Raw genomic sequence first — 13,276 nt, forward strand, 5'->3', positions numbered from 1 at the left:
GGATCAGCATTGCCCACATCCTCGCTGGCCAAGATTACCAAGCGGCGACACAGGAACCGAATATCTTCGCCGCCCTCGAGCATGCGGGCTAGCCAATAGATGGCCGCGTCGACATCGCTACCGCGGATACTCTTGATCAGTGCGCTCGCGAGATCGTAGTGGTCGTCACCGGTAGCATCGTACCCGCCGACCCGGTTGGTCAACGATTCCATCGCCACCTCCCGGTCCACGGGGCCACCTTCGGCGACGACACTTTCCACCGCCACTTCGAGGGCGGCGAGCGCCCGCCGGGCGTCCCCATCGGTGGCCGTGGCAAGAAAATCAATCGCTTCATCACTCACCTCCACGCCGCGTCCGCCCAGTCCCCGCTGGGCATCGCCGAGGGCCCGCCGCAGCAACTCAGCGAGCTGGTCGGGGCCGAGCGACTCGAGCGCAAAAACCTGACTACGGCTGATCAATGCTCCGTTAACGGCAAAGTGCGGGTTGCTCGTCGTCGCTCCAATCAAGGCGATCACGCCCGTTTCGACGTCAGCGAGCAGGGCATCCTGTTGCGATTTATTGAAGCGATGGATCTCATCGATAAAGAGGATCGGACGTTTGCCACCAGCTGCCACCTCGTTGGTCGCATCCTTCAAAACCTCCCGCACCTCTTTCACGCCGCTGTTGATAGCATTGAGCGAGATCAGCTTGGCATCGGTTTCCGCAGCGATCAATCTCGCCAGGGTCGTCTTCCCACAGCCGGGCGGCCCGTGCAGGATGATCGATCCAATCCGGCCGCTGGCGATCAGCCGCTGCAGCAATTTCCCCGGACCTAGGATATGATGCTGACCAGCGAATTCGTCGAGCGTTTGCGGGCGCATGCGAGCCGCCAGCGGCTGGGCAGCGAACAGATGATCGGCTTCTTGCTGTGCAAACAAATCCATGATGTTCACCGGAGTGCCCATGAGGCAAAAGAGAAAAATGTGGAGCTACGTAGCGATCACGATCGGTGTCGCGGTCACCGGACGATTGGTCTGGATGATCGATGACTGGAGCCGTGATTGGAGCACCAACCACGCCCATTTGTCGATGACTAATCCCGATCCAGCCCTGCGGCCCCTGGACGTCGATGGGGATACGCGGACCATCGCTGAACGAATTCAAAATTGGGTCGACGATCAAACCGCTTGGCAGATCGTGCTCGATGAATCAGCGGCCCCTCCCCAACGACTGCACCTGACGCGCACGACGCCCGTGTTTCGCTTCGTCGATGATATCTGGGTCGAGCTCACGCCGCAGGAAGTCGCGGCTGGTGAACCGCCCCGCACCCGGGTCGACGCCGCCAGCCAATCGCGGGTCGGCAAAGGCGATCTCGGTCAGAACCCACGCAACCTCAAGGCACTGCGTGCAGGGATTCTAGGCGAGGCAGTTCGATAGGAACGAAGTGTCCTGCAAAGCTACGGGGTGCCTGAGGGCTTCTTCAACGGCGTCGACGTGGCGACGGGTTTCCCGAAAATGGGCATGTCCTCGTCGCTCCAGCGAAAAGGTTGGGCACGGGGGGAACGTTTGTTGCCACACCCGTCCTCAGGGTTGTCATTGGCATGATAGAGAATCCAATCCTCGCGACCGTCGGGGCTCTTGAAGAAACAGTTGTGTCCGGTCCCGTAGACACCTCGCTCGGGTGACTGTTGGAAAACAGGCTGTGGAGACTTCGTCCACGCGTCGGGATTCATAGGGTCCGCCGTGGCGTCTGCGGTCAGTAATCCCAAAGCATAGTCGGGCGTCCAACATCCACTGGCGGAATAAACGATGTGCATTTTGCTGCCATGGACCAATATCTGCGGGCCTTCGTTGACATACACCGCGCGGGACAGCCCCTCCCAATGCCGTTCCCAGGGAAGCTCGGGCGTGCTGAGCAAAACCCGCTCGGAATCGATGGTCCAGGGATCGGCCATGCGAGCGATGTAAATGTTCTGGGTCTCACTGTCGGTGGGCGGCTCGGCCCACCCCGACCAAACGAAGTACAGCTCACCGGCGTGTTCGAACACGCTGCCGTCGATGGCCCAGTTGTCTTCGGCATCGGTTTTGAGTTTGGATTTGACTTCAAAGGAGCCGGTGAACGGGTCCTCGGCCGCGTTCTCGAGGACAAACATCCGGTGATTCGCGTTCTGGCCATCATCGGCGGCGACGTACACGTACCACTTCCCACGCAAGTAGTGAATCTCAGGAGCCCAGATCTCTTTGGAATGATCTGTGCCTGGCGGCGCCTTCCAAATCACCTGTTTTTCAGCCCTGCGCAGTTGCGTGATATCGGGCGTTCGCATCAGAACGATCCCACCCCCGGCGGATCGGATGTAGTAAAACATCCCTTCGTGATAGATCGTCCACGGATCCGGACCACTGGGCAACAGCGGGTTAGTGAACGTATCGGCGGACGATTGTTCGTTTCGCTGGATCGCCTCGGACGCATCCGCTGCGATGTCATCGGCTAGGCTGGGCAGCCCGGCGAGGGCGACCCAAGCTGCCAATAGTGAAGTAGCGAATGGGGCACAATTTGACATGACGGGGCTCCTCAAGGCGGTCCCCAGCGACAGCATTTGGATTCGGCGTGACCGAGGCACCGGTAATCCTAGCTTCTTGAGCTGCTCCCGTGGAACCGCCAGTCGGTATTTCTTCTCATCTCAAAACATGGATCCCCGCCGGTCAAGCCGACTGGCGATCTGATCGCGACATCGGTGACTGGCCCTCAGCTATTTACTGGCGTGCGGCCGGATAGCTCAGCGGCATCCAAGCTGCGTCACTTTCGCTGCTGGCGACACACTGCTCAATGAACATCATCCCTTCGACGCCATCGTAGACGTTTGGATAAACGGTATCCCGGCGTTCGAAGGGCGATCCACTGGCCCGCCGCGCGATGTCATCAAAGACGGCGTTGTAGAGGTTGGCGAACGCCTCGTAAAAACCTTCGGGGTGCCCGGCGGGCAATCGACTCGACGCTTCGGCGAGCGGGGTCATCGTGCCGGTCCCGGGGCTGCGCGTGTAGATTTGATGCGGTTGCCCCTTTCGCCTCACCACCAGCTCATTGGGCGATTCCTGGCGCCATTTCAAGGACCCCAGCGTGCCGTCGACCTCGAGTTCGAGATCATTCTCGCGGCCGTGCGTGACCTGCGATGCGGTGACGATCCCCAGGGCTCCCTCTTGATAGCGAATCACAGCGGTCCCGTAATCATCCAACTGCCGGCCGGGCACGAACGTCTTGAGGTGACAACTGACCGATTCCGGTAACGCCCCGGTCACGTACCGACCGAGCTGGAAGGCGTGGGTTGCGATATCGCCGAAGGTGCCCGCGGCGCCGCTCTTGGCGGGGTCCGTTCGCCAAGCGGCGAGCGTGCCGTTGTCGTCTTCGCTCGTGTCGGCGAGCCAGCCTTGGATGTACTGGCACCGAGTCGCGTTGATCTTGCCGAATTCGCCAGCCTGGATCATCTCACGGGCTTGGCGAATCATCGGATAGCCCGTGTAGTTATGGGTCAGGGCAAAGACCACGTCCGAATTCTCAACGGTTTCCAGCAAAGCTTCGGCTTCCGCCAGATCGAGGGTCAGCGGTTTGTCGCAGACCACATTGAACCCCGCTTCGACCGCTGCCTTGGCGATCTCGAAATGAGTGTGGTTGGGGGTCGCGATGCTGAGGAAGTCAATCCGCTCGCCTTCGGGCAAACGGGACTCGCCATCGAGCAAGGCTTCGTAGCTGCCGTAGGTCCGCGACTCGTCGACTCCATAGCTCGGTGCGGCCTGCCTGCTCCGCTCGGGATTGCTCGAGAACGCCCCGGCCACCATCGTGCAGCGGTGCTCAAACTCGGCGGCAATGCCGTGTACCGGGCCGATCAACGATCCGGGACCGCCACCGACGAGCCCCATGCGTAGCTTGCGATTCAGTGGAGGATTCAATGCCATGTCAACTCTCGGTGGGAATGGAAAAGTGAATTCTGCAATCGTAAAGTTCTCGGCCAATCGGTACAATCATGGAGTCAGGCAGCGATTTTCGGTGGCCATTTTGTTGCCTTGACGGCACTCCCATCACCTGCCTCACCTCCTATCAAGCGGTCCTGCGATGCACAACAACCCCCTCGAAACGACCTCGATCGCCGATCCCCAACGGAACACCTGCTGTGCGATCTGGCAATCGCCCCACCGCCAACGATTCTTCGCTGCCGCCCTGGTCGCGACCACGTCGGTGGCCCTCCTTGTGGCGGCGTACTTCGCGGGCGCCGCCAGCCACTCGCGGCAAGCCTCGGCGACGTCCGAAACGCCCTGGCAGGGGCTGCCTATTGCCAATGCGACCGCGGCGGTCTCGAGCGAAAAGTTTTCGATGTGTACCGGGCCGCTCGCTGAAACGAACGAAGGTCTGTTTGTGCTCGACCACAACTCCGGCCTCCTACAGTGCTCCGTTCTGTATCCCCGGGTGGGGCGTTTCATGGCCAACTACAGCATCAATGTGGCCGACGCACTCGGCATGGAAGCCAAAGGCGGTAGCTACGTGATGGTAACCGGAACTTCGGACTTCCTCTCGGCAAGTAATCGTCCCATCGGCAGGTCGGTGGTCTACGTGCTCGATACCGCGACGGGAAACTATGCCTGTTACGGGGTGCCGATCAATCAGAACGCCATGAAAGCCAACCAACCCCAACAGGGTGTGCTGTTCCTGATCAGCCAAGGCGCCGCCAACCCCGTCATCGATCGCGACAAACTGCGGTAGTCAGGCTACCGCATGCGGATCGGCATGTTGCTCTTGTCGATCGCGTCGGCCGCATAATTGTCGACTTCGTTGACATTCAGTTCGGCCCGGTAAAGGTCAGTGCGGACGACTTCGATATCCCCATTCTCATTCTCGGCCACCGCCGCACCGTGATGGCGGGTCAATTCGAGCATCGCGAGGAACCAGCCAATGTACGCTGACTTGTGCTGCCCCGGCTCGATCAAATCGATCAACTGAACCCGTTCTTGGTCGGCGAGCGAATGATGGATTTGCTGCATGTAGACGTGGATCGGGGTATCGTCATAGATCACCTCCGTCGCCGGCGGCCCCGCCGATTCACGCATGATCCGACCAAAAGCGGACACGAGATCCCAGATCTCTAATTCCACAATCGGTTGATCGGCAGGATCATTTCGCCGCGAGGGCAGGTCATCGGTGAGCCGCTCAAAACGCGTCTGCCAACGCGCCGACATCTCATCGAGCACCGAGGCGGCATCGCGAATCTCTTTGTACTCGAGCAGCTTGTGAACGAGCTCGTCGTGCGAGTCCTCGATCACTTCTTCGCCTTCATCCTCCTCGATCTTCGGCAACACCGCCTGACTCTTCATCTCCACCAGCGTGGCGGCAAGATCGAGAAAGTCACCCACCTCGCCCAAGTCCAATTCTTGCAGGACGTCCATGTATTCGATGTACTGCCCCACCACCTTCGACAACGACATCTCCGATAAGGATAATTCTTGGCGGCGAACCAAGTACAGAAGCAGGTCGATCGGGCCCCGGTAAACAGGTAGGTCAATGCGAAAGGTCATGGCCCGTTCGTGGGTGGAAGCCGATGAGAAGAATAAGGAGTCGTCAACGAGATGCCCGTTGGATGGGACACGTTGATACGCCGAAGCGTCACCCGATGCCTTACGGCATTCGGCTCAGCACGACAATCACCGGTGGCAGAACAGTCGGTCGATCTCTCGTCAGGATACCAGAGAGCCGATGGCTACCGATATACACCCTGCCAACGCCGACAGCGTGATGATCCAGCCAACGACCCCGCGGAGCACCACATTGGCGGGTTGCCGCACCCGAATCCACGATTCGCGGAAACACATCGCAGCCGGATTCCCTTCCACTGCCGCCCCCTCAAGATCAGCCGGTGCGATGCCATCGAGATGAAAGGACCGGGGCGGGCTGAGCAATCGCCACAGCGACCCCAGCAGCACCACCAACACCGCAGCGGCCACCGCCGTCGCCTGTACCGCTGCCGAGGGCAACCAAGATTTCATGGGGTAGATTTGGATCGATGCGTGCAAGGCCTCCTGCCGAGCTTGCACGGTCTTATCATGATTGGCCAACCACGCGTCCGCTTTCGTTTGGCGATGGGTCCAAAAACCCTGCCACCGGGACAACGACTCAGCCTCCACCCCAGCACTGCGAGGAGAATTCGACTCCGTCGATACCGTGCGGAAAACCGATGGCGTCTCCGTCTGCTCGGCGAGCGGTCCCGCTGCGGGCGCGGAACAGGCCGCTGCATAACGCTGGGCGGTCTCCCGATACCACTGCATCCAAGCGACGTCGGGCGTCCGCCGGCCGATCATTCGCTGGACGATGTCAGCGCGAAGCTGGTCCGCCGTTTGCCCGGTGTCCCCGACGAGGTAGGTAGCCTTGGGCCGATCAGGCGACTGGATTTCCACGGTGAAGGAATGCCGGTCGGCGGACTCGCCAGTATCCCAGCAGGCCTTCCCGAGCACACAAACGAGTGCGAAACTGGCCAAACCCACCAGTCCGATGTCGATCAGATATGAGCGTGTTAGAATCTTCAACTGAAAACCACGACAACACGGAAGAACCACCAAACAACGGTGAAAACGACAACGCTACCGTTCACCTCGCAGCGGAAGTCGCCAAGACTTTCGATCGGTGACTCTCCGATACGAAACGATCGATGAATTCCGCAACGGGTATCTGGTCCCGGCCGCTTGCCTACCTTCCTGGTATCGGCGTGGATTGAGTTCGCCGATTAGCAAACCTGATCCGATTACACGATTCGGATACCGCCGACAAGAAAAAATGATTGATTTTCAGATCAAAATTTGCGGAATTCGTTCGACCGACGATGTCGCTGCCTGCGCGGCAGCGGGTGCCGATTGCGTGGGGCTGAATTTCTACCCCCCGAGTGTGCGGTACCTGGATCCTCGCGAGACGAAGGCACGGGCTGTCAACGACCAGGCCGCTGCCGCGGGGCTGGTCCGAGTTGGATTGTTTGTCAACGAAACCGCAGATTCCATCATCGATATCGCTGGTTTGCTGAACCTAGACGCCGTCCAGCTCCACGGGGACGAGACACCGCAGCTCGCCCAATCGCTGCTGCAATCCAACATCCCTGTGATCCGAGCGATTCGCTTGTCCGTCACTCCGCTCACCCCAGGCGCGATCGAGCAAACGATCGGCGATTGGGCGGATCTTCCCGTCACGCTGCTCCTGGATGCCGATGCCGGGGCGGCCTACGGAGGCGGTGGCCGGCAACTCGATTGGCCCTCGCTGGCGGCCTGGAACCAAGCTCGCGGCGGCGGCGGAGATTCGACCCGCTGGATCCTGGCAGGCGGTCTGGACTGCGAAAACGTCGCCCGGGCCCGCCAGACCAGTACGGCAGCCCGGGTCGACGTGGCCAGCGGCGTGGAATCGAGTCGCGGGGAGAAGTCGGCGGAGATGATTCAGAAATTCGTTGCCCAGTGCCAAGCCAGGGGCGTTGACGAATCGCAATAACTTTCGCAAACTCTCGCCTGCTGCACCAAATAGCACCACACGAACCAACGCGGCCGTGGCGGAACTGGCAGACGCGCTAGGTTGAGGGCCTAGTGGGAGATAATCCCGTGGAGGTTCGAATCCTCTCGGCCGTATTTAAGAAAACGACTGCAATTCATTGCCTTTTCAAGGGCTCACCGGATCATTTCGGTGAGCCCTTTTTTCGTGGCCTTCGCAACAGGCTGAATACTGAATGGATCGCGGTGGCCTCCGAAACGAGTGATCAACCACTGGCCGACAAATTAAGAATTTCACAGAATCCGCAAAATGTTTGTCATAAAGCGAGTCGCTCGGATAAGTAAATACGAGAGGCATTCTTTCTGTGGAGAATTTCGTGGACGAGACAACCCGGCAAGCGACCCGACAATGGACTCTGGCCCAGCCAGCAGTCTCGGCGTTCATCTCGTCGGTGGTTCGTGATTTCCGCGATCGCGACGACGTGCTACAGAATGTGGCCGTCGCCGTTGTCGAGTCCTTTCATGCCTACGATTCCAATTCGCCCTTCATCCCCTGGGCGCTCGGAATCGCTCGGCGACAGGTAGGTCTGTATTGGCGACGCCGCGGCCGGGATCCGCTGGTATTCGATGATGATGCAGTCGCCTGCCTTGCCATTGCATTTCATGAAGAAGCACAAACACGATCGGCGAAATTCGATTTCCTTCAAGACTGCCTTGGATCGTTCGACGGTCGTGCTAAGAAATTGCTGGGTCTGCGGTACCGGGACGACATGAAGCCAGCGGCGATCGCCTCGGAAACGGGCATGACAGCCAACTCAGTCGCCAAAGCTCTGCAGCGAATTCGAGATCAGCTCAGGGCGTGCATTGAACGCAAATCGTTGGAGGCGAGTGTTCCATGAATCCCAAATACCAGAAACTCATTCACGGATACCTTGATAACTCTCTCTCCACCGAGCAGCAGTCCGAGCTGAACCAGTGGATCAAGGCAGATCCCAAGCACGCCCGGCAGTTTGCTTCGTCCATGATGCTGCACGACCGGCTGCGCAGCGAATTGGCTACTTCCCAAGAGGAGGCTGCGCCCGTGGTCGCAGCCAGCCGGCTGCCATCGCGTCTGTGGCGACGCCGCTCGTTTGCCCTGGCGTCGACCGCCTGCGTGCTGCTGCTGGCCTTTTCACTCTTGTGGCAATCCGTCGATACGCCTTCGGCCTCGGCCGCGGTCGTTGAATTGAATCGGATCATCGAAGCGAACGAACATTCGACGGATCGCACGTTCCTGATTTCAGTTCTCGAGGCAGTGATCCCTCCGAAACACCGAGATCCCGGTTCGCCAGAGCGTCGTCGTCCGCCGAAGCCTTCCCTGGACGGCGCGGTGCTCGATGTTCGCGGATCGAACCAGTTCGTTCTGAAGCGGATGACACCGCGCGGCGAGCTTTTCATTACCGGCAGTAACGGCGAAACGAGCTGGGCCGTGAGACCCGATGGGCCAATTCGGTATAGCGATGACCTGACCCGCTTCGCTCGAGATCTCCCAGGCCATGAAGACCGGCTGCCAATCAACAATCTGCACGACGGGTTGGAAGCACTGCGCACCGCCTACGACTTGGAGTTGCTACCTCAAGAAGCTCCCGACCGGGCAGCGGGGCAAGAACATCCAACCGATCGACGGATGCTAGCCGTCAAGAAACCCGGGTTTCTCGGAGCAGCAAGGGTGGAAATCCAGTACGCCGAATCGAGTGGCAAGATCCGTGAGATGCGTTTTGATGACATGGCGTACGGGCCCCAACGAATCGCACTGACGATGACCGCCACCAAAGAACAAACATTCCCTGACGACTACTTCGACCACTCCTCTCATCACGGCCAAGAACGGGTCGTGGAATACGAGTAACATGCATGAAACGTCTTCTTTGGCCGGCGCTCGGTCTTGCCATTTGTTGCGGTACAACGCATCTAGCCTGGAAAGCACTCGCCCAACCTCCGACCCGCCCAGCAATGCGTACGGTTCGCGTCGGTAAACCCAAAATCAGCGACACAGTGAAAGCGAACGTGTACGCCGACAATTGGTTCACTTTGTACATCAATGGCGAGCATGTCGCTGTCGACTCGATTGAGTTCATGCCGCACAACGTTGTCAGCGTTGACATCCTTCCCGCGTATCCGATGACAGTTGCAGTCATGGCCAAGGACAACGCCGATCCAGAAACCGGTATGGAGTATGCCAATACCAGTATCGGAGACGCTGGTTTCATCTTGAAATTTGGCGATGGCACGGTGACCAACGCAAGCTGGAAAGCCAAGTCATTTTCCCACGGACCAATAGACCGTGATACCAAGAATCCAAAAGTCCGTAATCAGCCGGTTCCAGAAAACTGGCACCAGCCTGACTTCGATGACGAATCGTGGAGCTACGCCAAGGAGTACTCACAACAGCAAGTTGGACCGAAAGAACCATTCTTTGAGCACGACTTCGACGGTGCGAGCTTCATTTGGAGCGATGACATCGAACTCGATAACACGGTCATCTTTCGTCACTTCGTCGCCGAAGCACCCGATGGAATAGCTCGTCCTGACTTCTCGAACCTCAATGACATTGTTCCCAACTCACCTCCAAAGAGGCGAAAGCGATGACAATAAAAAGCCCGCATGGTGTCGCCCACCGACTTCACTGCTCAGCGTTGGTGATCGCGACGATGCTGACGGTCCCGAACGCTCTTCTGGCGCACGAAGGTCATCATCATGGCAGCTCAGCAGAAGCCAAGGGATCGAGGACCTGGACTCTCGATGACGAAGGTACACACTTGCACGGCAGGTTTGTAACGGCATCCGATGAGAACGTTCAGATCCGGCTTGACGACCACCGACTCGTCACCCTGAAAATTGAACGCCTAATCGATTCAGACCAGACGTGGATCGCCAGTCGGCGTGAAGCAATCCAAAGGCTCAACCAACAACGTCAACGACAGCTGATCGTCCAGAAACCGCCGATCAGAAACGAACCGCCGACGCAAAAAAACGCCATGCCATTGATCAAACAACACTTCGAACCGTTTTCGAGCGTGTTGGAACTGCGTTGGGACGAAGAGTTCTTTTACGTCGGCTCCAACGGAATCCCAGACCATCCCATGATGATTGGAATCCGATCATGGCAACAACAGGTTCCGATCCCTCAAAAGTACTTTGGTAACAACGCTTGGCGGATTCCGTTGCACCCGGTTCCCGCGAAGAAGCCCATGTCAACGAAGGACAACTTTCTGCGCGGAGCGATCGCACTGGCGGTCAACGGCGTCCCAATCTTCAATCCTCTGAACAATCGTGGCGACGACGCACTGTTGTTCGGTGAATTGGATCAGTACGGCGGTCACTGCGGTCGCGCGGATGATTATCACTACCACATCGCACCTGTTCATCTCGAAAAGACCGTTGGCAAAGATCAACCGATCGCCTACGCCTTGGACGGCTATCCCATTTTCGGTTATCAAGACGAACAGGCGAGCGATTTTGCGCCGCTGGATCCATTGGGCGGCCATCAAGACGAAGCCGGTCAATATCACTATCACGCAACCAAGACTTACCCGTATCTCAACGGCGGTTTCTACGGTGAAGTGACCGAGCGCGGCGGCCAAGTCGATCCGCAACCGCGAGCCGAACCGATCCGACCTGATTTGCGACCATTGCGCGATGCGAAAATCACGGGCTTTACGCAGCCGAAGCCGGGAAGCTATCGCCTCGTTTACGAAGTACACGGCCGGCAAGGGTCCGTTTCCTACACACTCGCGGACGACGGCTCAGCAAACTTCGAATTCGTCGATACCAACGGTCGCAGGACATCGGAGAAGTACACCCCGCGCCGTGAACAAACGCGCGGCGGTGATCGGCGGCAGCCACCTCCGCCACCGCGGGACGATCGTCCGCGAGGCAGTGGTCCGCCACCACCTCGCGGCTGACCTGGCAGAGTCGATCCGCCGGCAGACCGTTCCTCCATGTCACGAACCAGCATCCCCGATCTCAAGGTGAGCAGTACGTCGGTAGACAAGCAGCATTTTCTCTCGGTCGACTGCACCTGTGACGGTGCTGCTCGATCACCAGCGATTGCTTAGCAACACACGATCAATAAGTGACGGAATTTGCGAAAGCTTTTCTGTGGTGGACGAGGCGACGAGCAGTATCTCCCCCGCACGTTTTCCTACGCCGAAGGCGTTGAAGAAAATAGCCGGTGGTTTGAGCGGAGCGAACACCACCGGATAGGTCGCCAAACGCAAACGCCAACCCCGAATGGGGTGGAAGATCATTCACGACGGGATCTGCGACCCACTTCGGGGTCGACGTTCCACGTCGAACGAACCACCGTAGGTGGCGCTACGGCTATTGTCTATCATCCCTGACGGGATACTTCCGGGTATTCAACTAGGTGAGGGGACAGTATCGACACCGAGCGACGCGACTCGCCGACGAAGCCTCGTTGCTGGCGTGTGCTGCCTACGTGGACCTGAATCCAATTGGGGCGGCAATGGCCGAAACCCTGGAGGGCAGTGATCATACGCCGGTGCAGAGACAGATCGAGGGATTAGTCGATGAAGCCTGCGTATCGCGCGATGGGGGCGATGATGCCAGCAACGGCGGCGGGGAGGCTCACGACGGGCGGAGCCATCGGTCGACAATGGGCGGCAATGAATTTCTCTCGCCCGTATCGATTCACGAACAATCTGATCCGTTGGAGCCGCGTGCGAGTGAGTCTAGAAAACGCTGTAACGACAAAGGGTTCGTGACGATGCCGATCGAGGATCATTTGAAACTGCTGGACTGGACGGCCCGGCAGGCCGCGCCCGGTAAGCGTGGCCGCACTCCCGCGGCTATCCCACCGATACTGGTTCGGCTGGGACTGGACCGGGCGACTGTGTGTGAATTGGTGAGCGAGTTTGGGCGTCTGTTCTGCTGCGTGGCGAGACGTCCTGCATGTGTGGACTCGATGCGCTGTCATCGAACGCATCGCCGCTACCACCTTCGCCGCCGCGCCCGTGAACTGCTGACGACGACCGATTAGCAGCTCTCCCGACCCTTGCTTGCGCAGCCATCGGCTGGAGGTGACCGATCAAGGGAGGGTGCGCACCGAGAGCGATTTGCCACGTCCAACCGCGTACCAAATCGTCGCACGCGGGGCGCAATGGCATGTCGGTTAGGCGAAACCAACGCATCGCCCACATGAGCCAGCGTCAACTAAGTTGACAAAGTGCTATGTCCCCAGAAGTCGCAAGCTTCTTCGCTGCCGACCACTTTCGGCGTTTCTTCGACTGACTCATCCGAGCGCTCCAGGGGTAAGTGAGCCGCCAATTCTAACTTAATAAAAGTCTCAGATCCGTTGAAGCATTACAATCGCTTGACTCTCAACCTACTCATTTCCAGAGGGTTCAGAGAGTCCGAAATGAGACAGTGTGAAAAGCATTTCGTCGACTTCGCCGCTCATTTCGACATCTGCTTGAACCTTGTAACCGTTGCCATTGGGCCCACGGAACGTCACGTGTTCCAACAAAGGAATTGGCCCACCATTGTTGCGGTACTTGTAGGCAGCCTCATGCAACCCCTCCGAGTATGTAACTTGAATGCTTTTGAGAACGTAGGGGTGCGATCCGCGTAGTGCGCCTGTGATCCGGCGAGATTGGTATTCATGAAAAGAGGCTTCCTCCTGCAAAATGTTGGTGCTCAAACTAACACCGCAGGAAAGGAAGCCTCATGGATGTCAAAGGTATCGTCGGAAGCCTCACTCAAGCAATCGCAGATTCTGAAATTCAATCCC

General features: G+C 58.4%; 14 protein-coding genes, 1 tRNA gene and 1 pseudogene (1 of these 16 running past the window's edge). 9 read left to right on the forward strand and 7 right to left on the reverse strand.

Annotated features, from left to right (window positions below):
• A protein-coding gene (locus CA85_RS14550) for a replication-associated recombination protein A (RefSeq protein WP_146392067.1) crosses the window boundary here: on the reverse strand, window positions 1–923 show its 5' portion. It extends 397 nt beyond the left edge of the window; 923 of the gene's 1,320 nt are visible here — the first part of the coding sequence; the start codon lies at window positions 921–923; its stop codon lies off the left edge, out of view.
• Between the two features lie 37 nt (window positions 924–960).
• Here CA85_RS14550 and CA85_RS14555 point away from each other — a divergent pair, with 37 nt between their 5' ends.
• Window positions 961–1,416, forward strand: a complete 456-nt coding sequence (locus tag CA85_RS14555; RefSeq protein ID WP_246112811.1) for a DUF1499 domain-containing protein — start codon at window positions 961–963, stop codon at window positions 1,414–1,416.
• Between the two features lie 20 nt (window positions 1,417–1,436).
• Here CA85_RS14555 and CA85_RS14560 read toward each other — a convergent pair whose 3' ends face one another.
• Window positions 1,437–2,540: a glycoside hydrolase family 43 protein gene (locus CA85_RS14560; RefSeq protein WP_186774955.1), complete on the reverse strand. Its 1,104-nt coding sequence runs from the start codon at window positions 2,538–2,540 to the stop codon at window positions 1,437–1,439.
• A gap of 193 nt (window positions 2,541–2,733) precedes the next feature.
• A complete protein-coding gene (locus tag CA85_RS14565) occupies window positions 2,734–3,996 on the reverse strand; it encodes a Gfo/Idh/MocA family protein (protein ID WP_391564864.1) in 1,263 nt (420 codons plus the stop codon).
• Between the two features lie 91 nt (window positions 3,997–4,087).
• On the opposite strand from CA85_RS14565, the gene CA85_RS14570 reads away from it, so the two are divergent.
• Window positions 4,088–4,732: a hypothetical protein gene (locus CA85_RS14570; protein ID WP_246112813.1), complete on the forward strand. Its 645-nt coding sequence runs from the start codon at window positions 4,088–4,090 to the stop codon at window positions 4,730–4,732.
• Window positions 4,733–4,737: 5 nt separating this feature from the next.
• On the opposite strand, the gene CA85_RS14575 is transcribed toward CA85_RS14570, so the two are convergent.
• Together CA85_RS14575 and CA85_RS14580 are read right to left on the reverse strand one after the other, a co-directional pair.
• Complete coding sequence (locus CA85_RS14575) at window positions 4,738–5,541, reverse strand: segregation and condensation protein A (RefSeq protein ID WP_146392070.1); 804 nt, start codon at window positions 5,539–5,541, stop codon at window positions 4,738–4,740.
• A 159-nt stretch (window positions 5,542–5,700) separates the two neighbouring features.
• Window positions 5,701–6,546 (reverse strand): hypothetical protein, encoded by an 846-nt coding sequence (locus tag CA85_RS14580; protein WP_146392071.1) that lies wholly within the window; start codon window positions 6,544–6,546, stop codon window positions 5,701–5,703.
• A gap of 247 nt (window positions 6,547–6,793) precedes the next feature.
• Here CA85_RS14580 and CA85_RS14585 point away from each other — a divergent pair, with 247 nt between their 5' ends.
• The 6 genes and pseudogenes from CA85_RS14585 to CA85_RS14610 all read left to right on the forward strand — a co-directional run.
• A complete protein-coding gene (locus tag CA85_RS14585; protein ID WP_186774956.1) occupies window positions 6,794–7,489 on the forward strand; it encodes a phosphoribosylanthranilate isomerase in 696 nt (231 codons plus the stop codon).
• A 49-nt stretch (window positions 7,490–7,538) separates the two neighbouring features.
• Window positions 7,539–7,623, forward strand: a tRNA-Leu gene (locus CA85_RS14590).
• A 239-nt stretch (window positions 7,624–7,862) separates the two neighbouring features.
• Complete coding sequence (locus CA85_RS14595) at window positions 7,863–8,384, forward strand: sigma-70 family RNA polymerase sigma factor (protein ID WP_146392072.1); 522 nt, start codon at window positions 7,863–7,865, stop codon at window positions 8,382–8,384.
• Entirely contained in the window at window positions 8,381–9,373 is a 993-nt protein-coding gene (locus CA85_RS14600; protein WP_146392073.1) for an anti-sigma factor family protein, read from the forward strand. Before CA85_RS14595 ends, CA85_RS14600 begins: the two co-directional genes overlap by 4 nt.
• 104 nt (window positions 9,374–9,477) lie before the next feature.
• Complete coding sequence (locus CA85_RS14605) at window positions 9,478–10,113, forward strand: hypothetical protein (RefSeq protein ID WP_391564874.1); 636 nt, start codon at window positions 9,478–9,480, stop codon at window positions 10,111–10,113.
• Between the two features lie 62 nt (window positions 10,114–10,175).
• A pseudogene (locus CA85_RS14610) lies at window positions 10,176–11,333 on the forward strand (YHYH protein); the annotation flags it as partial.
• A gap of 231 nt (window positions 11,334–11,564) precedes the next feature.
• On the opposite strand, the gene CA85_RS14615 reads toward CA85_RS14610, so the two are convergent.
• Window positions 11,565–11,774: a hypothetical protein gene (locus CA85_RS14615; RefSeq protein ID WP_146392076.1), complete on the reverse strand. Its 210-nt coding sequence runs from the start codon at window positions 11,772–11,774 to the stop codon at window positions 11,565–11,567.
• A 218-nt stretch (window positions 11,775–11,992) separates the two neighbouring features.
• Between CA85_RS14615 and CA85_RS14620 the strand changes: the two genes are divergently transcribed.
• Complete coding sequence (locus CA85_RS14620; RefSeq protein ID WP_146392216.1) at window positions 11,993–12,526, forward strand: hypothetical protein; 534 nt, start codon at window positions 11,993–11,995, stop codon at window positions 12,524–12,526.
• A gap of 345 nt (window positions 12,527–12,871) precedes the next feature.
• Here CA85_RS14620 and CA85_RS14625 read toward each other — a convergent pair whose 3' ends face one another.
• Complete coding sequence (locus CA85_RS14625) at window positions 12,872–13,186, reverse strand: hypothetical protein (RefSeq protein ID WP_146392077.1); 315 nt, start codon at window positions 13,184–13,186, stop codon at window positions 12,872–12,874.
• Between the last annotated feature and the right edge of the window lie 90 nt (window positions 13,187–13,276).

Origin of the sequence: Allorhodopirellula solitaria, from assembly GCF_007859855.1 — a bacterium.
GTDB classification, from domain to species: Bacteria; Planctomycetota; Planctomycetia; order Pirellulales; family Pirellulaceae; genus Rhodopirellula; species Rhodopirellula solitaria.

Excerpts from the sequence above, each read along its gene's own strand:
- CA85_RS14615 (WP_146392076.1), bottom strand. The coding sequence starts at position 11,774 with ATGATCTTCCACCCCATTCGGGGTTGGCGTTTGCGTTTGGCGACCTAT.
- CA85_RS14560 (WP_186774955.1), bottom strand. The coding sequence starts at position 2,540 with ATGTCAAATTGTGCCCCATTCGCTACTTCACTATTGGCAGCTTGGGTC.
- CA85_RS14605 (WP_391564874.1), top strand. The coding sequence starts at position 9,478 with ATGCGTACGGTTCGCGTCGGTAAACCCAAAATCAGCGACACAGTGAAA.
- CA85_RS14600 (WP_146392073.1), top strand. The coding sequence starts at position 8,381 with ATGAATCCCAAATACCAGAAACTCATTCACGGATACCTTGATAACTCT.
- CA85_RS14575 (WP_146392070.1), bottom strand. The coding sequence starts at position 5,541 with ATGACCTTTCGCATTGACCTACCTGTTTACCGGGGCCCGATCGACCTG.
- CA85_RS14620 (WP_146392216.1), top strand. The coding sequence starts at position 11,993 with ATGGCCGAAACCCTGGAGGGCAGTGATCATACGCCGGTGCAGAGACAG.
- CA85_RS14555 (WP_246112811.1), top strand. The coding sequence starts at position 961 with ATGTGGAGCTACGTAGCGATCACGATCGGTGTCGCGGTCACCGGACGA.
- CA85_RS14570 (WP_246112813.1), top strand. The coding sequence starts at position 4,088 with ATGCACAACAACCCCCTCGAAACGACCTCGATCGCCGATCCCCAACGG.
- CA85_RS14585 (WP_186774956.1), top strand. The coding sequence starts at position 6,794 with ATGATTGATTTTCAGATCAAAATTTGCGGAATTCGTTCGACCGACGAT.